The organism is Teredinibacter turnerae T7901 (genome assembly GCF_000023025.1).
Classification (GTDB): Bacteria; Pseudomonadota; Gammaproteobacteria; order Pseudomonadales; family Cellvibrionaceae; genus Teredinibacter; species Teredinibacter turnerae_B.
Genome location: NC_012997.1, coordinates 23,649 through 48,771, shown reverse-complemented (window position 1 = coordinate 48,771; position 25,123 = coordinate 23,649). Strand labels below are relative to the sequence as shown.

The window sequence follows — 25,123 nt, the reverse complement described above, 5'->3', positions numbered from 1 at the left end:
CCCGCGTCTATTTAATTGCCGGGTGAATACATATTTTGACAAATGATGGGGAAGCCCGGGTGAACCCCAGGCTATTAAACCAGAAAGGAGATTACAAGAACGCGGGCTTTATACCCAGCTCACCGCAGCTTTTCGAGAACAGGAATAACCGCTGGCTCAACGCCACGCCACAAGCGAAATGACTCTGCTGCCTGACCAACCAGCATGCCCAGACCATCGCTGAGCTGCTGCACCCCCATATCGCGCGCAAATTCGAGAAACGGCGTGAGGTCATCCGCATACATCATGTCGTACACCGCCGTATGCTCGCCAAAACAGCCAAAGTGAACGGGAGGTACTTCGCCGGCAATACTGGCGGAAGTGCCGTTAATAATCAGATCAAACGGCTCGGAAGGTAAGTTGTTATAGCTGTATCCGTCCACTTTACCGAAGCTGGTAAATTGCTTCGCCAGCTCCTCAGCTTTAGAGCGGGTGCGGTTGGCAATGGCAATACTCGCAGGGCTCTGCTGCAGAATCGGCAGCAATACACCACGTACAGCACCTCCGGCGCCCAACAGCAGTATTTTTTTGTTTTCCATTGGCCAGTTGAGCCGCTGCACAATATCGTGTACCAAACCAGCACCATCAGTGTTATCGCCGATGATCTCGCCATCTTCAAGGCGTGCCAAGGTGTTAACCGCACCAGCAAGCTGCGCCCGCTCGGTGAGTAATTTGGCGAATTGAAACGCCTCCTGCTTGAATGGCACAGTAACATTGGCACCGGCGCCACCGGCCGCAAAGAAGTTTTCCGCTGCCGACATAAACGCATCCAGCTCCACCAGTTCACGGGTGTACTCCAAATGCTGATCGGTTTGCTGGGCAAATGCGCGATGGATCTCGGGTGACTTCGAGTGCTCTATAGGGTTGCCGAATACACAGTATCGGTCGATTGTTTCAGTCAAGATAACCACTCCCTCGGTTGTAAATAATTATCGTAAAGGCTGGCTTCAGGGCTGCCGGCTTCCGGTTGCCAATCGTACTCCCAGCGAACCAGTGGCGGCAGCGACATTAAAATAGACTCAGTGCGACCGCCGGTTTGCAGACCAAACAAGGTGCCGCGATCGTACACCAGATTAAATTCCACGTAGCGACCACGGCGATACAATTGGAACTGCCGCTCCCGCTCACCGTAGGGCAGGTGTTTTCGACGCTCTACAATGGGCAAATAGGCACGGCAATAACTGTCACCAACAGATTGCATAAACGCAAAGCTGCGGTTGAACCCCCAGTGGTTTAAATCATCGAAAAATAAACCACCAATACCGCGGGGTTCCTGTCTATGCTTCAAGTAGAAATACTCGTCGCACCAGCGCTTGTATTCAGTATAGACCCCAGCCCCAAACTCTTCACAGGCATCCGCCGCTGTTCGGTGCCAGTGCCGACAATCTTCCTCGTTACCGTAGTAGGGTGTCAGATCGTAGCCGCCGCCAAACCACCACACCGGCGCTTCGCCCGGCTTTTCGGCAATAAAAAAGCGTACATTGGCATGACTGGTGGGGACATACGGGTTGCTCGGGTGAATCACCAGCGACACGCCCATAGCCTCGAAGCTGCGGCCGGCAAGTTCAGGCCTGTGGGCGGTGGCTGATGCCGGCATAGCCGCGCCCATCACATGAGAAAAATTTACTCCACCCTTCTCAATCACCGCGCCGTCGGTGAGCACGCGGGATTCCCCACCGCCACCCTCCGCACGCTGCCAGGTGTCAGCCGCGAAACGACCGCCGCCGTCAACGGCTTCAAGCTGGTTGCAGATGCGTTGTTGCAGATCGAGAAGATAGGATTTAACCGCCGCTTTATCGGGCGTATCGCTGGGGTTGGCCATGCCTGTTCCTGTAATTCAGGGGCGAATTATTTGCCCGCTGCGCAAATCGCGTATGACTGACGGGGTTGGATTGCCGCCAACGCGGCCAGGCGCATAGTAAACGCTATCGCGGAAATAATGGCGCACCTGAGTCGCATCCCGCGCGGGTCTCAGTGCCTGTGGGTTTGCCGAGGTCGACACTATCGGCCCGCCGTATGCCTGACACAGCGCCCGCACAACCGGGTGAGAAGACACTCGCACCGCAATAGTTGCATGCTGGCCACACACATTTGCCGGAATTCTGCCGTGATGAGGTATGAGCCAGGTATTCGGACCCGGCCAGGAGGCGGAGAGCTGTTGCTCCTGCGCTGGCGTAATGCCTTGCAGGAGCCACTGGATTTGCGCCGCGGACGCGGCGACGATAATCAGCCCTTTTTCAGGTTTGCGCCGTTTTAGCCAGAGGACTTTGTCGACAGCGTGCTGATTGAAGGGATCGCATCCGAGGCCCCATACCGCCTCCGTTGGATAGGCAATAACATCGCCTTTGTTCAATGCATCAACGCAGCGATGAATCGCGGGGTGGGCTCGGTAATCCATCAAGGAACGCCTTAGCGATTCTTCAGTTTTTCCTGCAGCGCAGCGTCTTTTTCCTGCACTTGTTGCGCATTGGCGGCGCGCTCGTCGATCAGTTTCTGATGCATGGCGGCATCGCCAACACCAATAATCTGAGCGGCCAGGTAGGCGGCGTTTTTTGCACCCGCTTTACCAATCGCAACGGTGGCAACTGGAATACCACCAGGCATTTGTACGGTGGACAGCAACGCGTCGAGACCGTCCAGGGAACCGTCGATTGGTACGCCGATAACTGGCTTAAGGGTGGTCGCAGATACCGCACCGGCCAGGTGAGCGGCCATACCGGCAGCACAGATAAAGGCTGCACAACCGCGCTTGTCCGCGTCCACAACATAATCGTGGGTCGCTTTCGGTGTACGGTGGGCAGAGGTGACTTTGGCTTCGAAAGGAATCTCGAGTTTTTCGAGAACGGTGAAAGCAGCTTCCATGATCGGCAGGTCTGAATCGGACCCCATCAAAATCGCGACAAATGGTTGGCTCATAACATTGGCTCCAGTAATTAAGAACGTCGTAAATCGCTGTAATTTATAGGGTTTTTACAGGATTTCGGGTAAAAATTAGTGAGGCCGGGCAAGGTACTCTAATTGGCGTGAAAGGACAAGTCTGGCACGGAACTATGTTTTAGGCGCATATATCCGGTACCGACATTCGCCACCAGCCCCTTAAGCTCTAAGGTTAGCAGGCAGGCCATTACATCGCCCACGGGCAGCTCTGTGCGTTCAGCAATTTCGTCGATGGGGGTCGATTCGTAGCCGAGCTGTTCGAGAATAATCGACTCTTCTTCCGTGGCCACAATTTCTGACTGCTGGGGTTCGTCGGCGACCTTGTCGAGATCCAATTGCTGCCATTGGAGACGAAGAAAATGCTGTAACTCGTCGACAATATCTTTCGCGTCGTCCACCAGCTTGGCACCTTCCCGAATAAGCTGGTGGCAACCTTTGGCGAGGGGGTTATGGATGGAACCAGGAATCGCAAAAATCTCCCGGTTTTGCTGAATGGCATAGCGCGCGGTAATCAATGAGCCACTGCGCGGCGCCGCTTCCACGACCAGTACGCCATAACTTAAACCGCTAATAACCCGGTTGCGTTGCGGAAAGTTGGCGGGTAGCGCCGTGGTACCCAGCGGGAACTCACTAACCAAAGCACCACCGGTTTGCACAATTTGATCGGCCATCTGCTTATTGCGCTGCGGATATACCTGGTCGATACCGGTGCCCAGCACCGCTATGGTTTTGCCTTGCGCAGCCAGCGCGCCCTGATGTGCAGCAGAGTCCACCCCCAACGCCAGCCCGCTGGTCACCACAAAACCGGAAGCTGCCAGCTCACGGCTGAAGTCGAACGCGGAACCGCGCCCGGAAGGCGTGGGGTTGCGACTGCCGACCACAGCGATCTGGGGAAATGACAACAACCGGGCATCGCCTGCCACATAGAGCACAGGCGGTGGGCGTTTTATTTCGCGCAATAGCTCTGGATAGTATTCGTGATCGGTATCGAGAATTTCGATGTTGTTGTTCTCGCACCACTCAAGGTCGGCGGCCATCAATTTGGCCAGGCGGGAATTATCGGCTTCGTGCTGGAATTCGCGCAGCAGCTGGCGCGCTTCCTCATTGAGCAGATCGGCGAGAGATTCGGGAGAGGTATTGAGCACACCCAAAGCACTGGGCGAACGCTCCATCAACTTCCAAAAAGTGCTGGCACCAACACCGGGGAGGTATTGTAAAAGCAGCTTCTGTTGTACCACGCTTAACATGTTGTAAACGTCCATCCGTGGGGTTTAGTGTTCTGAATGCTAACAGTGACTCGTGGTAATGTCACTGCTAGCGTTGGAATAAGCTTGGTTAAATTTATGGATTAGTGACGCGATCGGAAACCGATATTCCACGCTCAGCTTCCAAAACCAATCCAAGACTGACCTTGTCGAACACCCGAAATACCATCATCAGGCCCGCACGCTCGTCCGGAAGTTGCACCCGCTCCTGGGTAACGCGATCGATAATTTTTCCGCCTTTCTTATAAATTGCCATCACGTTACCGGGCGCAAGGCCCTCGCGACCGCCGCGATTAATTACCACAACATCCATATTGCCCACCTGGTGTACGCCACCCTCAACCGCCAGGATAACCCCGTTGATGTCGGATTCGGGAGGCGATGGGTAAAAGGTGGAGTCTATCGCGCGCTGCTCTTCCCGCAACAAGAGGTCGCCTGCGCGGATTTCTTCCGTGGTTCGGGAAATACTCAGTGTTGCCACTTCACCCGACACCCTCACCAGCGAACCTGTACCTATATCTCGCGCAAGCACGCCCAGCTTCTCGCGGGTTTCCGGGTCGACGAACGTCTCTCCGCGACGGTAAATACCGTATACCTGCTTGCCTTCCGGAAACTCGCCGCGCGCATAGAGACTATCGCCAGCGCCAACCACCAAATGCTCATCCATGCCCGCCAATACCCAGGGCGCACCCTTCAGGTCGGCTTCGTCAACAATACGGCTGCGAGACAAAAAGCTGTTTATTTTGTCCAACGGAATAGTTTCGATGGCTTCACCCGCGCTGAGTACGCGCGCTTGGGGCGAAAGTTTATACACATTGCCACGGCTCTCGATTGTGAGTCGTGGCTTGCCATCCATATAGATCAGGCGGATGACATCGCCAGGGTAAATGAGGTGGGGATTGGCAATCTGGGTGTTCACATGCCAGATCTCAGGCCACATCCAGGGATTCTTGAGGAAGGTTGCGGAAATATCCCACAAGGTGTCGCCTTTAACCACTGTATAGGTCGCCGGGACAGGATCATTCAGTTCCGGCACCTCTGCAGCCTGAGCTAGTGCAAATAGGGGGCTAGCCAGAAGTAGCAGGGCGGCGAGCAGGCCAGACAATTGCTTATTCATCTCGAGAGTCCTGTTCAGATCGGCGCTGTTGTCCCTTCACCCTTGGCCAAAGTGCAGGAGTAAAATCAGCCGCTAACCGTTATAATGGATGAAGAAACCCGGCCAGGCGCGCAGGATTGTCTGAAAAAGTTACTTGCGACCGGCCACAAAAAAACAGTATAACTCCTGTTTGATCATAATGTTAGCAGCGAAAGTTGCCTAGTTACTAGAAGTTTGTCACGTAATGGCACTGTTACCTATATTAGAATTTCCAGACGCCCGCCTGCGCACGGTTGCAAAACCAGTAGAGCAAGTGGACGAACGCGTGCGCGCGATTATCGACGACATGTTCGAAACCATGTACGACGCGCCGGGCATTGGCTTGGCGGCAACACAGGTGAATGTGCACGAGCAGATTATTGTTATCGACATCAGCGAGAATCACGATGAACCACTGGTGTTTATCAATCCACGCATCGACGTCCTCGACGAAACCCTGTTCGATTATGAGGAAGGCTGCCTCTCGGTGCCTGGCTTTTATGAAGAGGTTACCCGCCCCCGTCATGTGCGCGTTACCGCGCTGAACCGCGACGGAGAAGAGTTTGTGCTGGAACCGGAAGGCTTGTTAGCGGTGTGTATCCAGCACGAAATCGATCACTTGAAAGGCAAACTGTTCGTCGACTACGTATCTAATATCAAGCGCCAACGTATTCGTAAAAAGCTCGAAAAACAACACAAAGAGCGCGCCTGATTCCGACCCGCCCCATAACACACAAGGTTCGCTGTGAATTCGCACAGACGCAGACTCATATTCGCCGGTACGCCGGAATTCGCCGCCGCGCACCTGCGCGCCCTACTCGCCAGCGAGCATGACATTGTTGCCGTTTATACCCAGCCGGACCGCCCGGCCGGGCGCGGCAAAAAGCTGACTGCGAGCCCGGTAAAAGCCCTTGCCCAGGAACACGATCTTCCGGTTTATCAGCCCGCGTCTCTGCGTGCCGCCGAAGCCCAGGCTGAACTCGCTGCATTGGGTGCGGATGTCATGATAGTGGTGGCCTATGGGCTGATTTTGCCACAGGCAGTGCTCAATGCACCGCGCCTTGGCTGCTTGAATGTGCACGGTTCGATTCTGCCCCGCTGGCGCGGTGCAGCACCCATTCAACGGGCAATTGAGGCGGGAGATACCCATTCCGGCGTGACCATCATGCAAATGGACGCAGGTCTCGACACAGGTGCGATGTTGCTTAAGCGCGAATGCCCTATTCAGACTAACGACACCGCCAGCGATCTGCATGATCGGCTCGCGGAACTGGGCCCACCCGCGTTACTGGACACTCTGGCACAACTCGAAGATCTCACACCTGAAGCGCAAGACGATAGCCAGGCGAATTACGCCCACAAAATTGAAAAAGCGGAAGCAGTGCTGGACTGGCGATTGCCCGCTCTACAGCTGCATCGCCAGATTCGCGCCTTCAACCCGTTCCCGATCTGCTACACATTGCTCGACGATGATCGTCTGCGCATTCACAGCGCGGAACTCTGCGACCTGAGCGGTGAATCAGGCACAGTGGTAGCCGCCGACCGTGAGCGCTTGGTTATTGCGTGCGGTGAGGCATCGTTAGCGGTAACCCGCTTGCAATTGCCCGGCAAAAAGGCAATGACACCGGCTGAATTTGCCAACGGGCACAGTCATCTCTGCCCGGTGGGTACGCGCCTGGGCCTTCCGCCACAGGGAGAGCAGCATGGCTGATGCCCGCGTGCAAGCCGCACGGACGCTCGGCGAGGTGCTGGCAAAACACTGCTCACTCAACAAACCGTTCGATACCGGTATTAATAAGCTCGACGAACGTGATCGGGGTCTTTTCCAGGAGCTCTGTTACGGCACTTTGCGTTGGTATCATCGATTAGAAGCCATTGCCGGCGAACTTCTGCAAAAACCCCTGCGTAATAAAGACCAGGATGTGTATGCGCTGCTGTTAATCGGTTTGTATCAACTTGAATATCTGCGCGTACCCGACCACGCCGCCATCTCCGAAACTGTCAACGCCAGTCGCGCCCTTAAAAAGCCCTGGGCCAGTGGCCTGCTCAACGGGGCCCTGCGCAGCTTCCAGCGCGATCGGGAGCAAATATTCAAAAAGATTTCCGGCAAGCCGCAAGCATCGTTCAGCCACCCCAACTGGCTCGTTGCCCGCTTGCAACAAAGCTGGGGCGCACAGGCAAGCCGGATTTTGCACGCAAATAACCAGCAGCCACCGGTGTGCCTGCGGGTAAACCTCAAGCGCCAAAGCCGCGACGAATATTTGGTCAAATTGCAACAGGCCGGGCTGCAGGCGCAACCACTGGCGAGCTCACCGAGCGCTGTGCGTTTATTGTCACCCCTGGATATACAACAGCTGCCGGGATTCAGCGAGGGCCTGGTATCCGTACAGGATGAGGCCGCGCAGCTCGCCGCCTATCTGCTTGCGCTCGAGCCCGGGCAACGGGTATTGGATGCCTGCTGTGCGCCGGGCGGCAAAAGTTGTCACATTCTGGAAGCCGAGCCCGCGCTTACGGAACTGGTGTGCCTGGATTCCGAACAAGACCGTATGGCCCGTGTTGAAGAGAATCTCGCGCGCCTGCAATTATCTGGCGCAACGCTCACAACCGGCGACGCCAGCACCTGCCAATGGTGGAATAATCAACCGTTCGACCGCGTTTTGCTGGACGTTCCCTGCTCGGCAACCGGGGTTATTCGTCGCCACCCAGATATAAAACTGCTGCGGCGCGAAGATGATCTTGCTAAGCTTTCCGCTTTGCAGCAAGCGATTCTGAATAATGTATGGCAGATGTTGAAGCCCGGCGGCCTCCTCGTCTACGCCACCTGTTCAGTATTGCCGGAAGAAAACAGCGAGCTGATTACGCAATTTGTCACAGACCACAAAGACGCCGAGCTGGCGCCGATGGACGCAGATTGGGGAATCGAACAGCCCGCAGGGCGCCAGCTGCTGCCACAGCTCGAAGGCCCTGACGGTTTCTACTATGCTCGTTTGATCAAGGCTGGCTAGCCTGGCAGCCAGCCGTTTGGGGCACACATGAAAATTATCATACTCGGTGCTGGCCGCGTTGGCGGCACACTGGCGAGCAACCTGGCCAGTGAAGCCAACGATATTACCGTAGTGGATAGCAATGAAGGCTATCTGCGCGAACTGCGCGACCGCATTGATATCGGCGTAGTGGCTGGCCACGCATCACACCCGGAAGTGCTATTGCGCGCAGGCATCGAAGACGCCGACATGCTGATTGCCGTGACCGGCGTCGACGAAATCAATATGGTCGCCTGCCAGATCGCTCACAGCCTGTTTCGCACCCCCACCAAAATTGCCCGCATCCGCTCCCAGGAATACGCCAGCCATCCCGGACTGTTCCGGCCCGATGCGCTGCCCGTCGATGTAATTATCAGCCCGGAGCAAATTGTCTCCGCCTACCTTTTTCGGCTGATCGAGCAGCCGGGCGCCCTGCAGGTACTGGATTTTGCGGAAGGCGCAGTCCAGCTGGTGGCCGTGCGCGCTTACTACGGTGGCCCGCTGGTAGGTCAGGAGCTGCGCTTTTTACGCAAGCATATGCCCAATGTGGACACCCGAGTTGCGGCGATTTATCGACGTAACAGGCCGATTATGCCTACCGGTTCAACGGTAATCGAAGCCGATGATGAAGTTTTCTTTCTTGCCGCAAAGCAGGATATTCGCGCGGTAATGAGCGAGCTGCGCCGCCTTGATCGCCCGTACAAACGCATCATCATTGCCGGTGGCGGCAACATTGGTCAGCGCCTCGCCGAGCAGCTCGAGAACAATTACTCGGTAAAGGTGATAGAAAACAACGAAGCCCGTTGCCTCGCACTGACCGAACGCTTGAGCAAATCCATTGTGTTGCTGGGCAACTCATCCAGTCAGGAGCTGCTGGCGGAGGAGCATATTGAAGATACTGATGTGTTCCTGGCCGTCACCAACTCCGATGAAGCCAACATCATGTCGTCCATGCTTGCCAAGCGCATGGGCGCTCGCAAGGTGCTGACCCTCATCAGCAACCCCGCCTACGCGGATCTGGTACAGGGCAGCGATATCGATATTGCCATCTCCCCGCAGCTGGCGACTATAGGAACGCTGCTTACGCACGTAAGGCGTGGCGACATAGTGAACGTTCACTCACTCCGCCGCGGCGCAGCCGAAGCCATCGAGGTGATTGCGCACGGTGACAGCCGCACCTCCAAGGTGGTGGGGCGCGCGATCGAAGATATCGATTTGCCCGAAGGCGCCACCATCGGTGCAATTGTGCGTGAAGCCAGCGCAGAGGATTATCGGGACAGCGGTGTACGCAGTGATATGTCCCTGGGCAGCACCGGCAAAACCTACCAATATCAGGAAGTTATTATTGCCCACGATGACGTAGTGATCGAATCCGGCGATCACGTAATTTTGTTCCTGGTCGACAAGCGCTACACCCGCGACATCGAGCGCCTGTTTCAGGTCGGCTTCACCTTCTTTTAAGCGTGGCCAGCTGACTCATGCACTTCGCCATCATCGCCAAGGTACTCGGGATATTGCTGATGCTGTTCAGCCTGACCCTGACACCGCCGATTCTGGTATCTCTGTACTATGGCGAACAGGCGCACATCAGCTTTTTACTGGCTTTCGCAATTACCTTCAGCACCGGTTTGTTTACCTGGCTCCCGGTGCACAATGTGCAGAGCGACCTCAGTACCCGAGATGGGTTTTTAATTACCTCGCTCTTCTGGACCGTGCTCGCCCTGTTCGGTGCCCTGCCTTTTATCATCGCGCACAGTACCCAGCTGAGTGTCACCGACGCAGTGTTCGAATCACTCTCGGGGCTGACCACCACGGGCGCTACCGTGCTTACCGGGCTCGACTACCTGCCTCGCTCGATTCTGTTCTATCGCCAACAGCTGCAATGGTTGGGGGGTATCGGTATTATCGTTATCGCGGTAGCCATTTTGCCGATGCTCGGCATTGGCGGCATGCAGCTTTATCGGGCGGAAACACCGGGGCCGGTAAAAGACAGCAAATTAACACCGCGCATTACCGAAACCGCAAAAGCACTGTTCTTTATGTATGTAGCGCTAACCGCAGCCTGTGCATTCAGCTACTGGCTCGCGGGCATGCCGCCGTTTGAAGCTGTCGCTCATTCCTTCGCAACGGTCGCTATCGGCGGCTTTTCCACACACGACCTCAGTATGGGGTATTACGACAGCGCGCCGATTCTGATTGTGTCCTCACTGTTTATGGTGCTCTCCGGTATCAACTTCGCGCTGCACTTTGTTGCCTGGCAATCCCGCGGTATCAGCCACTATTTAACCGATCCGGAATTCCGTTTCTATCTCACCATGATTCTGATCGGTATCGTCATTACCGTGAGCTACCTTGCCAGCACCGGTATCTACCCAACGGAAAAGAGCATTCTTTACGGCATTTTCGAGTTGATATCTATCCTCACCACCACGGGTTTCGCGGTGGTGGATTTCACGCTTTGGCCAACTTTTCTGCCCTATTTGATTTTTATGTTCGCCTTTATGGGTGGCTGTGCAGGGTCCACCGGCGGTGGCTTAAAGATGATTCGGGTGGTTTTGATCATGAAGCAGGGCCTGCGGGAAATTCACCGCCTGATTCACCCCAATGCCGTTATTCCTATCAAACTGGGCCGCAAAACCATTTCCGACCGAGTGGTGGAAGCGGTGTGGGGGTTCTTTGCCGTCTATGTGGTGTCGTTTCTCGTCATGGTGATTGCCCTGCTCGGGCTGGAGCTCGACTTCGTCACCGCCTTCACCGCCGTGGGCGCTTGCCTCAATAATCTGGGCCCAGGCCTGGGCGCGGTCGCAGCACACTATGGCGATATTGGTGATACTGCGAAGTGGATTCTCTGCTTTGCCATGCTGCTGGGGCGACTGGAAGTCTTCACGTTATTGGTGTTGTTTACCCCGATGTTCTGGAAAAGATGATGCGTGCGCCAGAGATTTTTTAATAACCAGAATTATCATTTAAGCCCATCGTTATATCTTTTATAATCACCCCGCCGTAATCGTAGAATAAATAGAACAAGTACCGATTACTGAGCGCCACGTTGTCATTTCCTTTCAACCGAGGAATGCCTGGCTTTCGCCACTGCAGCGAGCCGGGCGGTAACACTACCCATGTTTAAATCGTCACAGCTACCTACAGTGTCGTGGGTCCTGCTGGCTGGAATCCTGCTCGTTGCCACATGGCTCGGCACGCAGATGATGCCGCCAGCACAGACATTCCACGACGAAAGCTTCCATATGCCGCAGATCCGTGCCTACCATATGGAACGCTATTCCCACCTGGAGAAATCGCTCACGATGATTCCGGGCTACCACCTGGCGGTGGCGACTGTGTCGAAAACGCTGTTTGGCCAGGGCATTAAAGATACCCGCCTTGCCAGCACCCTGTTATCACTGCCCGCGCTACTGTTTTTCTTCCTTTGTGCACGCCGGTTAGGCCATACATCACCTCTACTCAGTACCACGACCTATTACCTCAACCCGATATTCTTCCCCTTCTTTTTTGTCATTTACACGGATGTGCCGTCCTTGACACTGGTATTGGCGGGGCTCTATTTCACGCTGAGTCAGCGCTTTACCCTCGCTGGCCTTGTTATGCTGCTGTCGCTTGGGGTGCGCCAGACTAATGTCATGTGGTTGGCGTTGTTCTGGCTTTTCGCCCTCTATAATCTGCTGGGCAATCCGCTCCATATCCGTTGGCTCAAACCCGAGAACTGGCGCCAGTTGGGTGGGGCACTGTTGCGAACCTGGGCGTTTCCTATCGGAATTGTGGCGTTTCTAGTGTTCGTTTATCAAAACGGCGGCGTTGCTATTGGCGACGCCACTGCACACAAAATGGACCGCATCTTTGTCACTCAGGTGTTTTTCCTGCTGCTGGCTGTCGGCCTGCTTTTTATACCACTGCACCTGATGAATGCCCGCGCGGGGTTTGATCTGCTGCGCTTTCAGCCCCAGTGCGCGGTGATTCTCAGTCTGCTGCTGGTGCTCTACCTGCTCACCTTCTGGGCAGAACACGGCTACAACCTGTTCGACTTTTTCTTGCGCAATCGCGTTGTCATGTGGACCCGCGCCAATGAGGTACATAAAGTGCTGGCGTTTGTCCCCATGGCGATAGCGTTGCTGAGCTTAATGGTCACGCCTTTGCGCGAGAAACGATTTTACTGGCTGTACGTGGTGGCTATTGCTTCGCTGCTCCCCCACTCCCTGGTGGACCAGCGTTATTTCATGGAAGCCATCACCATGTTCCTGCTTTTCATGGTGCCGCAACACACCAGACTGCACTGGTACACCCTGGCGCTTTTCATACCTGTAACTTTGATTATTTGTATCGGAATTGGCGATATTCGCTTCTTTATTTAGCTAATTCCGCGCTCCTCCGGCGCTAAGACAGGTGTTTGTAAGCGAGTATTCACTCTAATTTTGACGTACATGAGCCGAGCCTGATGCGATCTACCTTCGTTAAATATGCACCATGGACCCTCCTTCTGATTATTGTGGTACTCGCCAGTAAAGGCGCTTATATGTACCCCCACGACCCGCTCGCGCAAACCGTCGGCTCCATTGCCGGGCATGAGTGGCAGTACAACATCTGGCGTACCCTCGGTATGGCCGACGCCCTCGCTGATGGTATGCCAGGGCGCTGGCTGAGCAGCTATTCGCACCACTGGGGCTACCCACTGTTTGAATACACCAGTCCTTTCCCTTACACCCTCAGCAGTGTGCTCCTGTTACTTGGCTTCGACGCGCACAGCGCGTTGAATATGGTCTGGTTGCTGACGTTTGCGGGCGCAGGCGTTGCCATGTTTTGGGCCATGCGCCCGATATTCGGTATTTGGAGTGCACTTGCTGCAGCCACCTGTTACATACTCGCGCCCTATCATCTGGTGGACATTTTTGTGCGCACCAACCTGGTGGAGACCTCCGCATTTTTGTTTCCCCCATTCGTTATTCGCGGGCTATGGGAGGCGCAACACGACCGCCTGAAAGGCGTGCTCTACGGCAGTATCGGCATCGCCCTGCTACCCCTTTCACACATGCTCTCGACCTACCTGATCGGCTTGTCGCTCATCGTATTTTGTGGCGTCTACTTCCTGTTATTGCCGCTGCGGGAGAAATTGCCTTTCGCGATAGGTGCGCTACTTATCGCGACCGTTGGACTTGGTTTAAGCAGCTTTTTCTGGTGGCCAGCGCTGGCAGACATCAGCGCAATCAAGGGTATGGACGCAATGACCGGCGGCTTTTACAGCTACACCAAACACTTCGTGTATCCCCACCAGCTGATCAGCAGCAAATTTGAATACGGGGCCAGTGAACCCGGGCCGGTAGACTACATGTCATTCAGTTTGAGCCTTGAGCGGGTGATACTCGCTGGCGCCGCAGTCGCTCTCGCGGTATTTGCCCTGCTGCGCGGGTTACTGCACCGCGACACACGCAACGAGCCACGCGCAGAGCTTGCCGCCAAACAGCAGCGCGCTCGCCTGGTTATCAGCGCTGCAATAACTGCCGCCTGCGCCAGTTTCCTCACCCTGGCTATTAGCGAGCCACTCTGGAAACTGTTGCCCGGTATTGAAGCCGCGCAATTTCCATGGCGTTTCCTGTTCCCCGCAAGTTTCTACCTGGCAATTTGCGCTGGCGCGGTACCGGTACTCGCCGGTCAACTTAGCCCAAAATTCCGTTGGTTAACGCCTCTATTAGGCGGCCTGGTGGTATTGGCGATTCTGCACTTGCAGTGGCAAGCTGCGCGTGCGGGCAGCTATGGTACGGTGGAACCCGGCGAGATCGCGCAACTTAAATCGGGCGAACTAGGCGTATGGACGACGAATCAGTTGGAATTTATGCCCGTAGGAACCGAAATTCCCTACAAGGAAGCACGCCGGGAAGCCACAGTTACTCTGTACGACAGCTTCTTTACACCGCAACCTGCGCGGGTATCCTTAGCGGAAATCGAAAATGGACGGGCAAAGGTCTTATTGCAGCCAGGCGCCGCGGGGACGCTCGTCATTAATCAGCACTGGCATCCCGCTTGGCGTGCGAGTGCTGATGGCGAGCCGCTGGCGACACGCCCTTTTGAGCAACATCCATTTGCCCCCATCGCCGTCGATCTGCCCGAGGGCGTGCAAGAACTGGAAGTTGTGTTTGGGTATTCCACCAGTGGCCGCTGGGGCCTGTGGCTGAGTTTACTGGCGTTCGCTGTCGTCGTCGCCTGGGCTGTAAGCACTCAACGTGGCGGACTACTGCGGAATGCGGTTGTCCCCTTGGGGTACTTGTGCACGTTACTGGTGTTTTATTGGCTGACCGGAACTCCTCGCACCGCCAGTAAAGAAGACCTGTTCGCCAGTGTGCACACCACAATTGCCGCCGAAGACTACGCAAACCCGGTGAATATGCATAGCGAGTGGAATGCGAAGGGCAACTTCATCATTCCCAGTAGCGGCGTCGCAGTGGAATTTGCGGAAGTTCAGCACAACAGCCACATATCCCTCTCCCTGGATTCCAATGACAGCTTTATGTTATGGCTGTTGAACAACGATGAGCTGGTTACCAGCGATTTTCTCCACGGTCGCAATGTGGGCGGCATGTTCACCTACACCCTTATGTTCAACAAAAACACCATGGACACCGGCTTCGATAAACTCGTATTGGTACCAGTAGCCGGTGACGGCGCCTTCAGTCTGGGTCACGTCGTTGCGCACAGCCAACACCCGGTGCCCGAAGACCATAAACGCGTGCAGCTAAGTGCCGGGATTCCAACCGTGCGCGCGGAGGACTACGAACTCTATAAAGCAAATCGCACCGAGTGGGACGACCCGTCTAACGCCACTATGAAAGAAACAGGTTTGCTCGTGGACTTCGGCAAACCCGTGACTGGCGACCGCATCGACTTAAGTCTCGACTGGAACGATTTCTACCTGGTGGGATTTGTGCGAGGCGAGGAATTTGTCGGCTTCGCAACCGCGCGAAAGGCTGCGGGGACAAACCTGAAAGGTCTGGCGCGCCGGAATTTGGCGATTCCAGACAATGTAAAAGAACTCGGCTTTGACAAGGTGCGGATCGTGCCCACCTGGGGCGATGGGTACTACAGCTTGGGCCATATCCGCATTGCCGGCTTGCGCGATGCACCGGCTGGACCAGTGCAGCCGGTATCAGAGCCGTAAATTTTCGGCCTGCGGGATAGCGCAGCCCTGGCGGTTGTAATTCAGGCGCATGCGCTCTGCATATTGGTTTTGCTCGCGGCGGGACAGGGTTTCGCCATCCTGCTGTAACACAATACGCTTGCTGGATGCATTGTGATTGATACCGCGCGTCAATCGCTCGTAATATTGAGCCGCGTTATCGCACACTTTTTGCCGATTCGCATCCGCCAACACCTGGGGATCATCGTCCGGGGTATTGCTGTAACGGGTGTCAATCGGTGTCGGTTTACGGCGAATTTTCACTGCATCAGCGCGGTTTATATCCGGCAGCGACACATTTTCAGCTTTAGCCTGCTCAGGTGCTTTGTCGCTGAAATGCAATTTTCCGTTGGCATCGCGCCAACGGTAGATTTCCGCAGCACTGACTGAAGGGAGAATAATGGGGATGGCGATCAAGCCGATCGCAAGTAATGCGCGCATTCGCATCGCTGTAAGTCCTTTTGTTCGATGAATCGAGTTGGTCCGTTTGTACTGTCCATTTTGTACTAAAAGTATACCAATGCGAATTAGCGCACACATTAGGTCGATCCGCTGGTTTTATAGCCTCACGCTATCAGCGGTAAGTATTGCAAAAATATTCGGCACTGATTTTCGCCTAACGGTGGTAAAAACGCGGCATTCCCTCTGGCTGGCGGCGAAAACGCTTGTATTCCCACTGGTATTGCGACGGCGCCAGCGCGACAGATTGTTCGACACCTACATTTAGAGCGCGCAGGCTTTCCGCCTCATCTGCAGAATCAATGCCCGCTGGCGCCTCCCAAAAATGGATTGCAAAGCCACTAGGCACGCGAATCGCCGCCCCCATAATGACTTGCGCGCCAGTTTTCTGTAACAGTTTATGCACCAGTGTCATGGTGAGCGCCTGATGGCCAAACAACTCGGCAAAATCGCCGCCGTTATCGTCCGGGTTTTGATCTGGCAGAATGCCAATTGTCTCGCCGCGTTTTAAGGTTCGCATCAGGCCGGCCACACCGCGGACATCTGTCGGTAGCTGGGTCGCGCCCTGCTTTGAACGCGCGGCGATCATCAGGGGTTCCAGATGTTTCTTTTTCGGTGGCTGATACAAAAATGCTATCGGCCCATAACCGGAACAGATAGCGCCCAACACCTCCCAATTCCCCACGTGCGGGCCAAGAATCATCAAACCTCGCGATTTATCCCGCTGAGTTATCAGGTGTTCGCCGCTGATCGACACAATTTGGCCGTGTAACCACTCAGTTGAACGCTGCCAGACAATGTTGATTTCAAATGCCAGGCGACCGGATTCAATCACACTCTGGCGCGCCAGTGCTGTCTGCTCCCTGGCACTCAGTTGCGGATAGCAGGCTTCAATATTGCGCCTGGTGGTATGCACCTCACGCGGCCCCACCAGCCAGGCAATTCGCCCCAGCAGTGTGCCAAAGAACAAGCCTGCAGGCAGGGGTAAACGGCCAATGCTGCGGAGGGTTAAGAGAGTCAATTTTGCGATGATCTTTTCCACGTATACTCACGATCACGCGCTCATGGTGGCGCGTTTGTATTTTGTTAGTTTGTACTTACTTTTATCTCGGGCGGCGAGATGGTGGATTATCCTTCATCCCGGTATAATTGCCGACCCCAAAAATACAGTTTAGAAAAAAACGCTGACCATTAGCGATCCACGAGAGAGAATCACTGTGTCTAAACCCGATGTGTCAACCTTTCAGGGCCTGATTCTGGCCCTGCAGCAATACTGGGCCGAACAGGGCTGTGTCGTTTTGCAGCCGCTGGATATGGAAGTCGGTGCGGGTACCTTTCACCCTGCCACCTTTTTGCGTGCCATCGGCCCGGAAACCTGGAACAGCGCCTATGTGCAGCCTTCCCGCCGCCCAACCGACGGCCGTTACGGTGAAAACCCGAACCGCCTGCAGCACTACTACCAGTTTCAGGTGGTACTGAAGCCGTCACCGGACAATATTCAGGAACTCTACCTCGGATCGCTAAAACACCTTGGCGTTGACCCCGGCATCCACGATATCCGCTTCGTGGAAGACAACTGGGAATCCCCCACCCTCGGCGCCTGGGGGCTCGGCTGGGAAGTGTGGCTGAACGGCATGGAAGTAACCCAATTTACCTACTTCCAGCAGGTGGGCGGCCTCGAGTGCTACCCGGTAACCGGCGAGATTACCTACGGTATTGAGCGCATCGCCATGTACCTGCAGAACGTTAACTCCATTTACGACCTGGTGTGGACCATCAGCCCGGACGGTACGCCCGTCACCTATGGCGATGTGTTCCACCAGAACGAAGTGGAAATGAGCCACTACAACTTCAGCCATGCCAACGTGGACTTTCTGTTCCAGACCTTCGATACCTGCGAGGCCGAGTCCAGCAAGCTGATCGACGCAGGATTGCCGCTACCCGCCTACGAAATGGTGATGAAAGCCTCCCACGCATTCAACCTGCTGGATGCCCGCCAGGCTATTTCTGTTACTGAGCGCCAGCGTTTTATCCTGCGTGTGCGCACTCTCGCCCGCAATGTAGCGCAGGCCTATTTCGACGCCCGTTTGAAACTCGGGTTCCCGATGGCTCCCGCCGCCTTGCGGGATGAAGTGATCGCCAGGGCCAACGCTGAGGGGGAGAAGTAATATGCATTTCTTAGTAGAACTGGGCACCGAAGAGCTGCCACCCACCGCGCTGAAAACCCTGTCGCACGCCTTCACTCAAGGTATCCAGGACGGGCTCACGCAAAAAAATCTAGGTTTTGATTCTGTAGAATCTTACGCCACGCCACGTCGTCTTGCGGTCTCGGTCACCGGGCTTGCCGACAAGACGCCGCAGGAATCTGTAAAAATTTTCGGCCCTCCGGCGCAGGTGGCGTTTAAAGACGGCGCACCTACCAAAGCCGCAGAGGCTTTCGCCAGGAAAAATGGCATTGCGCTGGAAGCACTGCAAACCGGCATGGACGGCAAAGTAGAGAAGCTGGTGTACGAAACCACGGCGGGCGGTGAAGCCACGGTCGATCTGCTGGCGGATCTGGTAGCGCAATCGCTCGCCAACCTGCCCATCGCCAAGCGCATGCGCTGGGGCGCAAGCCGCACGGAATTCGTCCGCCCGGTGCACTGGCTGGTCATGCTGGCCGACGACAAGGTCCTCCCCGCAGAGATTCTGGGGCTGACCAGTGGCAATGAAACCCGCGGCCACCGCTTTCACTACAATCAGCCAATTACCTTAAAGCACGCGAATCAGTACGCTGCCGCACTGGCGGAGACTGGCCACGTTGTCGCCAGCTTTAGCGAGCGCCAGGCGATGATTGTGAAGCAAGTGAATACCGCCGCCGACAAACTCGGTGGCACTGCGGTGATCGACGCGGATTTGCTCGATGAAGTCACCGCACTGGTGGAATACCCGGTCGCGCTGGCAGGCAACTTCGAGAATGAATTCCTGAACGTGCCCTCCGAAGCCCTGATCTCTTCGATGAAGGAGCACCAAAAGTATTTCCACGTGGTAGATAACGACGGTGAACTCCTGCCGCACTTTATCACGATCGCCAATATTGTGTCGCAAGACCCGGCGCAAGTGATCGACGGCAACGAACGCGTCATTCGCCCGCGCCTGTCAGATGCCAAGTTTTTCTTCGAGACTGATAAACAAACCAGTCTGGAAGCGCGTCGCGAAAAGCTCAAGACGGTCGTTTTCCAGGCCAAGCTCGGTACTATCTACGATAAAACCGAGCGCATCGGCAAGCTGGCGACGCTGATCGCTGCGCGCCTGGGCGAGAACGAAGCCACGGTTAAACGCGCTGCTGAACTGTGTAAATCGGACCTGGTGAGTACCATGGTTTACGAGTTCACCGACCTGCAGGGCATTGCCGGGTATCACTACGCCAATAACGATGGCGAAGATGCGGAAGTCGCCCAGGCGATGGTTGAGCAGTACATGCCCAAATTCGCGGGTGATGACCTGCCAGCAACAGCCACCGGCACCATCATCGCACTGGCCGACCGCCTCGATACCATTACCGGGATTTTCGGTATTGGCCAAAAGCCGACCGGTTCCAAAGACCCGTTTGCACTGCGCCGTGCTTCGGTAGGCGCCCTGCGTTTGATGGTTGAGAAAAAGCTGGATCTCGACCTGCGCGATCTGATCAACGCCGCCGCAGACAGCTTCACTGCCTTGCCTAACGCACAGGTGGTGGACGATGTGCTCGCCTATATGCTGGAACGTTTCCGCGCCTGGTATGAAGAAGCCTCTATTCCAGCCGAAGTGTTTATGGCGGTAAGTGCCAAGCAATTGAGCAATCCGCTGGATATTAACAACCGTGTTTACGCGGTCGCCGAGTTCAGCAAATTGGCGGAAGCCCAGGCACTCGCCGCCGCCAACAAGCGGGTATCCAATATTCTTGCGAAACTCGACAGCGCACCCGCCAGCGAAGTGGATGCTGCGCTGCTTACCGACGGCGCTGAAAAGCAATTGGCAGACGCGCTAGCCAGCTACGCAGCGCAGGCGCGACCACTACTGGCAGAGGCAAATTACACAGACGCGTTAAAGGTACTTGCCGGTTTACGCGCAACGGTCGATACCTTCTTCGACGATGTAATGGTAATGACCGACGACATGGCGGTGCGCAATAATCGCCTCGCCCTGTTGCAATCGTTGCGTGACCTCTTCCTCGAGGTTGCAGACATATCCCTTCTCGCGGTTAAATAAATCCCTCGCCCGGCAACCGCCGGGCGCCTTTCATTTCTAACGCTTACAGGGGTTGATCCTTGTCTTATTTTCGTTCCGGTCTCTTTTCCGTGCTGTATTTTTGCACCGGTATGTTTTTTGGTTCTCTCTCTGTCCTGCTGCTGGTGTTGCCTATTCGCCTAAGGCACAAAATCATAATGAGCTGGACTTTTATGGCCGTGCAAATGCTGCGCTTTATTTGCGGGGTGAAGTACGAGCTTATCGGCAGGGAACATTTGCAAAATCGGCAAGGCCCAGTGGTGATTCTTGCAAAACATCAGAGCACCTGGGAAACGCTTTACCTGCAAAACCTGTTTTGGCCTGCATCCACAGTACTGAAAAAAGAGCTGCTCAACATTCCCTTTTTCGGCTGGGGGCTACGTGCGTTGGTACCGATTGCCATCGACCGCGAAAACCCGCGCGAAGCGCTGCGCGAGGTTAAAGTTAAAGGGTTAAAGCGGCTAAAGCACAACTACAATCTGTTGCTGTTTCCGGAAGGTACGCGCATGAAAGTTGGCGAACGGGGCAAGTACGCCCGCAGTGGCGCAGATATTGCGATAGAGTCTGGAGTAAGCATTATTCCAGTCGCGCACAATGCGGGTAAATTCTGGCCCAGCGGTGAATTTTTGAAAAAGCCTGGGACGATTAAAATCGTGTTAGGCGAGCCCATATCACCCGAAGGCAAAACCAGCAAAATGTTAATTCAACAAGTGGAAGACTGGATCGAAACCACCGTTAAAACACTCTAACCGGGTTTGTTATGCGTCGATCGCTCACCTGGCGCGGCTTCGCGCTGCGTTCACTTTTTGCCTTGCTACTGGTTGCCTTAAGTTATAACCCTACGGGCTACTCCTTTTCCCACTGGTTGCTGCGAGTATTTCCAAATATCACGCCACTGCTTGCGCTGAGTTTTATTGTTCTCACCATTGGCTGGGCCATTTATATCCGTGCGACCTTTCGCTCGCTTGGCGCGGTCGGCACTGCGCTGGCGATACTGCTGTTCGTCTGTATTATCTGGTTGTTCGTGGATTGGGGATGGCTGCGGCTGGACAATGTGTCCGTCACCACCTGGCTGGTGGAGCTGATTCTGGTATTGGTGCTGAGCATCGGCATTAGCTGGAGCTTTATCCGCCGGCGCTTGTCAGGGCAAGTGGATGTGGACGATGTAGATGCTTGAGCACACTCCCGCAAGGTTGTAATCATCCTTGCGGGATTTAGCACCGGCAAACGGGCACACAACGCCTTTTACTAAATAGAAAGCTTATCTATTTAATTTGCCCGGTTAACAATGTGCAATGCCGTGTTTATTCGACTTTAAACTCAACTTCCAGAAACGCCTCATAAACGATCTCATCGAACGATGAACCCCCGCTGCTGGGTGTTGGTGCGAAGCTGCTTTCATCTGCCATGGTCGCGGAAGTTTTCATCCTACGCTGGGCTGTCACCAGCACTTCTTCAACCCCTCTCGCGCCCACACTGGCGCGCTGAAAAATGCGCGAATCGCGTATTGCCACCGGCTTTAGCGTGATACCCAGGGTTTTCTCGTAGTTCTTTTTTGTCGCCATAATTTTAGCCAGTGCTGCAGCTTTCACTTTTTGGTCGAACTCATCTTTTTGCGTGTGCTCGAACTCGGTACTGCTGACTTCAATTTCTTTATGGGAATCGGCTGCGGTCGCAATGGCTTCCATCTGCTTTTCTTCGCTGATGGTAATCGCCATACGATTGACCACCTTGTAGCTGTCGGGCTTGCTGCCGAACCAGCCGTACTGGGGCGAGGTGGAAAATTTTGAGCTTTTAATGGCATCGGCGGCGATACCCGCCTTCAGCAGCTGTTGTTGGATGCTACTGCGCAAAGCCGCGTTGGCGGCAAGTGATTTCGCCAGTTGCTTTTCTTCGGTGGTGACCACCACGCTGACAATGGCTTTATCGGTGTAGGCTTTTTCCTGCGCTTCACCACTGATCATCACCCGGTTTTCCACCGGATGCACCAGTTGCCGCAGCTCGTCCGGCGTGCCTTTAATTTCCGGCGCCGCCTGTGCGGTTATTGCGCCAATTGAGAGAAGTGTTGCTGCCAGTAATCGCATGTTGGGGTCCCTGTTTCGAATAAAGAATTATTATATCGACCGCCAACGGTGAAATCGTTACCAAGGTGTAACCCTGCTAACCCGTTCAATACCCAGGTTTGTAAAATTATGCCAGGCCTTCATATTCTGCGAGGCATTCAGGGTTGGCGATCGCCTCCAGGTTATTGACTGCTTTGCCGTTGATGAGTTTCGCCACCGCCAGTTCAATCTTCTTGCCGGACCGGGTGTAGGGAATATCTGCCACTTGGATTACGCGCTTGGGTACATGGCGCGGTGTGGTGTGGGTTTTAATGGTGGTGCGTATTTCTGCCATACGCGCTTCGTTGAGAGTTTCGTCAGCTTTCATTTTAACAAACAACATAACTTCCACGTCCCCGGCCACTTGTTTGCCGACGCACACCGCATCTTCGATATAGCTCAACCGCTCAGTCTGCTGGTAGATTTCTGCGGTGCCGATGCGCACACCGCCGGGGTTTAAGGTCGCATCGCTGCGACCATAAAAGATCGCTCCGCCGCGCTCGGTAATTTCAATAAAATCCCCGTGAGTCCATACGCCTTCGTGACCTGCAAAATACGCGTCGTGCAGTTTGCTGTTATCCGGGTCGTTTAAAAAATACAGCGGGCGCGATGGAAAGCTGTTTAAACAAATTAATTCCCCCTGCTTGCCTACCAGGGATCTGCCATCGTCGTCAACACAGTCCACTGCCATACCCAATCCCGCGCACTGTAATTCGCCCCGGTACACCGGCAAAATCGGGTTGCCGAGAAAAAAGCAGCCAATAATATCGGTCCCACCGGAAATACTGGCCACCAGCAGATCGTGTTTTATTTCGTGATAAATAAAATCGTACTGCTCCGGCAGCAAGGGCGAACCGGTGCAAAGCAAGGTTTCCAGCGATGAAAAGTCGCATTTGTACAGCGGCACTTTCGCGTCTTGTAATACCTTTAAATATTTTGGCGAGGTGCCGAATAATTGGATTTGCTCTTCGCCAATTAGCCCCATGAATTTTTCAAAGCTCGGGTACGCGGGCGAGCCTTCGTATAAATAGGTGGTGCCACCAAAAAAAAGCGAACTCACCAGCCAGTTCCACATCATCCAGCCGCAGGTGGTAAAAAACAGAATGCGCTTCTGCGCGCTAAAGTCACTGTGCAGCCCCAGTTCTTTTATATGCTGTAACAACACGCCACCGGTGGCGTGCACAATGCATTTGGGTTTGCCGGTAGTACCGGAGGAGTACATGATGTAAAGCGGCGCCGCAAAGGCGCGGGGAACAAACGCAATCGGGTTATCGGATTCCGGCTCCTGCCAGAGCTCGGCGTGCTCTATGGCGGAGATATCCGGCGATTTGTGATAGCGATCCACAACCAGTACTTTTTCGACACTGGGCAGCTGCGCAACAATGGCGGCAACCTTGTCGCAAATATCGTAGTACTTGCCGTTGTACTGGTAACCTGCACAGGTCACCAGTACCCTGGGGCGGGACTGGCCGAAACGGTCTACCACACCATCGACCCCAAAATCGGCACTGGTGGAGGTAAACACAGCGCCGCTTGCCGTGGTGGCGAGCATTGCAATGACCGTCTCCGCGATATTGGGCATATAACAGGCGAGCACGTCGTCTTCCTGCAGGCAATCGGCAAGCTGTGCCTGCAGACCGGCGACCGCGGATCTTAGCTGGGCGTATGTGTAGCTGCGTTTGTCACCGCTTTCCAACAGGGATACCAGCGCGGGGTGATCCGCCTCGCCGTGCAGCAACAGGTTTTCCGCAAAATTGAGGATCAGGTTTGGGAACCAGCCATAGTGCTCAAAGCCAAGATCGGTCACTGCGGGCTCGCGTTCCCCCGCAACTTTAACCTGGTAGAAATCCATCAACGCCAGCCAGAAATCCCCTGGATGTGCGACAGAATAATTGTGGAGCGCGCGGTAGGAAGGAGACGTCAGTGAAAATTCACTGGCATAGTGTTTCATAAAGCGCCACATGGCGCTGCGTTGAATCCGTTCGGGGCTGGGTTGCCAAAGCATGATGTCGCACCTGTGGAAGAATCATGGCTGAATTTTATTCTAGCCGAGTTCATGCTGCGACACAGCAATGTTAAGATTTTACGCGCCGCTTTCTCTGCGACGCGTTTTCTTGTTTAACTTTTTCTCCCACCGTGCTTTCGCCAGAAATGAATCACAGGCAATAGGCTTAGCCCAATAATGGCGCCATATAAATGCGCATCGACAATCACCGCCGCATGCATGTGCTCTTGCAGGTAGTAGATATCGTAGCTGGGCAGTTGCTCGCTGAAGAGTTTGCCCACCACCCCGCAACCGATCAGCACCAGCAGCCAGCGCGGATACAGTTCGTTGCGCAGCAACGCCAGGCCAATACCAAACAATAGCAGCCCATGCAATACCCCGGACATGCCCGCGTAATAGCTCAACTCCGGGTTAAAGAGCAGAAAACCCGCGCTGATGCCGAGCGCCATCAACAAACCGCAGCACAACCAAACCCGTACCGGAAGCAAGCTGCCAAACAGATGCATGATCAGCACCAGGCCACTCATATTCAGCAGGGTGTGAACCAGCCCCAGGTGCACCAGATGGCCGGTGACGACCCGCCAAACCTCGCCGTGCAGTATCGCGCTGCGGGCGTACTGCAAACTGGGGTTAAGCCAGCTGCCGAGCACGCCCAGCAGCAGCTCTATAACCACAAACAGGAGCAGAATAAACAGCCACAACGGCGGTGATTTAATTGGTAAAGGCATCG

The 25,123-nt window shown here is 54.9% G+C and carries 22 protein-coding genes; 11 read left to right on the top strand and 11 right to left on the bottom strand.

Annotated features, from left to right (window positions below; genetic code table 11):
* Window positions 1-119: 119 nt before the first annotated feature.
* From aroE to TERTU_RS00155, 6 genes are all read right to left on the bottom strand, one after another.
* Window positions 120-941, bottom strand: coding sequence for a shikimate dehydrogenase (aroE, locus tag TERTU_RS00180; protein ID WP_015820324.1), 822 nt, complete (start codon window positions 939-941; stop codon window positions 120-122).
* On the bottom strand, window positions 938-1,861 hold the full coding sequence (gene hemF / locus TERTU_RS00175) for an oxygen-dependent coproporphyrinogen oxidase (protein ID WP_015817565.1): 924 nt from the start codon (window positions 1,859-1,861) through the stop codon (window positions 938-940). Before hemF ends, aroE begins: the two co-directional genes overlap by 4 nt.
* 15 nt (window positions 1,862-1,876) lie before the next feature.
* Complete coding sequence (tsaC, locus tag TERTU_RS00170; RefSeq protein WP_015820758.1) at window positions 1,877-2,437, bottom strand: L-threonylcarbamoyladenylate synthase type 1 TsaC; 561 nt, start codon at window positions 2,435-2,437, stop codon at window positions 1,877-1,879.
* Window positions 2,438-2,448: 11 nt separating this feature from the next.
* Window positions 2,449-2,955, bottom strand: coding sequence for a 5-(carboxyamino)imidazole ribonucleotide mutase (purE, locus tag TERTU_RS00165; protein WP_015819290.1), 507 nt, complete (start codon window positions 2,953-2,955; stop codon window positions 2,449-2,451).
* 98 nt (window positions 2,956-3,053) lie between these two features.
* The gene (gene dprA, locus TERTU_RS00160; RefSeq protein WP_015819609.1) at window positions 3,054-4,223 is read right to left on the bottom strand and encodes a DNA-processing protein DprA; all 1,170 of its coding nucleotides are present in this window, start codon (window positions 4,221-4,223) and stop codon (window positions 3,054-3,056) included.
* A gap of 94 nt (window positions 4,224-4,317) precedes the next feature.
* Complete coding sequence (locus tag TERTU_RS00155; RefSeq protein ID WP_015818165.1) at window positions 4,318-5,358, bottom strand: LysM peptidoglycan-binding domain-containing protein; 1,041 nt, start codon at window positions 5,356-5,358, stop codon at window positions 4,318-4,320.
* A 223-nt stretch (window positions 5,359-5,581) separates the two neighbouring features.
* Between TERTU_RS00155 and def the strand changes: the two genes are divergently transcribed.
* The 7 genes from def to TERTU_RS00120 all read left to right on the top strand — a co-directional run bounded on the left by def (window position 5,582) and on the right by TERTU_RS00120 (window position 15,561).
* Window positions 5,582-6,088, top strand: coding sequence for a peptide deformylase (def, locus tag TERTU_RS00150; RefSeq protein WP_015817955.1), 507 nt, complete (start codon window positions 5,582-5,584; stop codon window positions 6,086-6,088).
* 33 nt (window positions 6,089-6,121) lie between these two features.
* On the top strand, window positions 6,122-7,087 hold the full coding sequence (fmt, locus tag TERTU_RS00145) for a methionyl-tRNA formyltransferase (RefSeq protein WP_015818578.1): 966 nt from the start codon (window positions 6,122-6,124) through the stop codon (window positions 7,085-7,087).
* Window positions 7,080-8,381 (top strand): 16S rRNA (cytosine(967)-C(5))-methyltransferase RsmB, encoded by a 1,302-nt coding sequence (gene rsmB, locus TERTU_RS00140; RefSeq protein ID WP_012779328.1) that lies wholly within the window; start codon window positions 7,080-7,082, stop codon window positions 8,379-8,381. Before fmt ends, rsmB begins: the two co-directional genes overlap by 8 nt.
* Window positions 8,382-8,408: 27 nt before the next feature.
* Window positions 8,409-9,860, top strand: coding sequence for a Trk system potassium transporter TrkA (gene trkA / locus TERTU_RS00135; RefSeq protein WP_015817347.1), 1,452 nt, complete (start codon window positions 8,409-8,411; stop codon window positions 9,858-9,860).
* A 17-nt stretch (window positions 9,861-9,877) separates the two neighbouring features.
* Window positions 9,878-11,326, top strand: coding sequence for a TrkH family potassium uptake protein (locus TERTU_RS00130; protein WP_015818050.1), 1,449 nt, complete (start codon window positions 9,878-9,880; stop codon window positions 11,324-11,326).
* Window positions 11,327-11,518: 192 nt separating this feature from the next.
* Complete coding sequence (locus TERTU_RS00125; protein ID WP_015818044.1) at window positions 11,519-12,766, top strand: Dol-P-Glc:Glc(2)Man(9)GlcNAc(2)-PP-Dol alpha-1,2-glucosyltransferase; 1,248 nt, start codon at window positions 11,519-11,521, stop codon at window positions 12,764-12,766.
* An 83-nt stretch (window positions 12,767-12,849) separates the two neighbouring features.
* Complete coding sequence (locus tag TERTU_RS00120; RefSeq protein ID WP_015816800.1) at window positions 12,850-15,561, top strand: 6-pyruvoyl-tetrahydropterin synthase-related protein; 2,712 nt, start codon at window positions 12,850-12,852, stop codon at window positions 15,559-15,561.
* Here TERTU_RS00120 and TERTU_RS00115 read toward each other — a convergent pair.
* Entirely contained in the window at window positions 15,550-16,020 is a 471-nt protein-coding gene (locus TERTU_RS00115) for a DUF4124 domain-containing protein (protein WP_018416029.1), read from the bottom strand. The genes TERTU_RS00120 and TERTU_RS00115 overlap by 12 nt on opposite strands.
* A 175-nt stretch (window positions 16,021-16,195) precedes the next feature.
* Window positions 16,196-17,080 carry a lysophospholipid acyltransferase family protein gene (locus TERTU_RS00110; RefSeq protein WP_015817341.1) on the bottom strand — a complete coding sequence of 295 codons (885 nt, stop codon included), beginning with the start codon at window positions 17,078-17,080 and terminating at the stop codon, window positions 16,196-16,198.
* Between the two features lie 175 nt (window positions 17,081-17,255).
* On the opposite strand from TERTU_RS00110, the gene glyQ reads away from it, so the two are divergent.
* From glyQ to TERTU_RS00090, 4 genes are read left to right on the top strand one after another with little or no spacing between them, the layout of a single operon-like run.
* Window positions 17,256-18,206, top strand: coding sequence for a glycine--tRNA ligase subunit alpha (gene glyQ / locus TERTU_RS00105; protein WP_015820325.1), 951 nt, complete (start codon window positions 17,256-17,258; stop codon window positions 18,204-18,206).
* A 1-nt stretch (window position 18,207) separates the two neighbouring features.
* Entirely contained in the window at window positions 18,208-20,268 is a 2,061-nt protein-coding gene (gene glyS / locus TERTU_RS00100; RefSeq protein ID WP_015820870.1) for a glycine--tRNA ligase subunit beta, read from the top strand.
* A gap of 59 nt (window positions 20,269-20,327) precedes the next feature.
* Window positions 20,328-21,035, top strand: coding sequence for a lysophospholipid acyltransferase family protein (locus TERTU_RS00095; protein WP_015817733.1), 708 nt, complete (start codon window positions 20,328-20,330; stop codon window positions 21,033-21,035).
* A gap of 11 nt (window positions 21,036-21,046) precedes the next feature.
* Complete coding sequence (locus TERTU_RS00090; protein ID WP_015817235.1) at window positions 21,047-21,463, top strand: DUF6524 family protein; 417 nt, start codon at window positions 21,047-21,049, stop codon at window positions 21,461-21,463.
* Between the two features lie 127 nt (window positions 21,464-21,590).
* On the opposite strand, the gene TERTU_RS00085 is transcribed toward TERTU_RS00090, so the two are convergent.
* From TERTU_RS00085 to rrtA, 3 genes are all read right to left on the bottom strand, one after another.
* The gene (locus TERTU_RS00085; protein WP_015820608.1) at window positions 21,591-22,370 is read right to left on the bottom strand and encodes an SIMPL domain-containing protein; all 780 of its coding nucleotides are present in this window, start codon (window positions 22,368-22,370) and stop codon (window positions 21,591-21,593) included.
* A gap of 106 nt (window positions 22,371-22,476) precedes the next feature.
* Window positions 22,477-24,393, bottom strand: a complete 1,917-nt coding sequence (locus TERTU_RS00080) for an acetoacetate--CoA ligase (RefSeq protein ID WP_015820315.1) — start codon at window positions 24,391-24,393, stop codon at window positions 22,477-22,479.
* Between the two features lie 113 nt (window positions 24,394-24,506).
* On the bottom strand, window positions 24,507-25,121 hold the full coding sequence (gene rrtA, locus TERTU_RS00075) for a rhombosortase (RefSeq protein ID WP_015819219.1): 615 nt from the start codon (window positions 25,119-25,121) through the stop codon (window positions 24,507-24,509).
* Window positions 25,122-25,123: the final 2 nt, after the last annotated feature.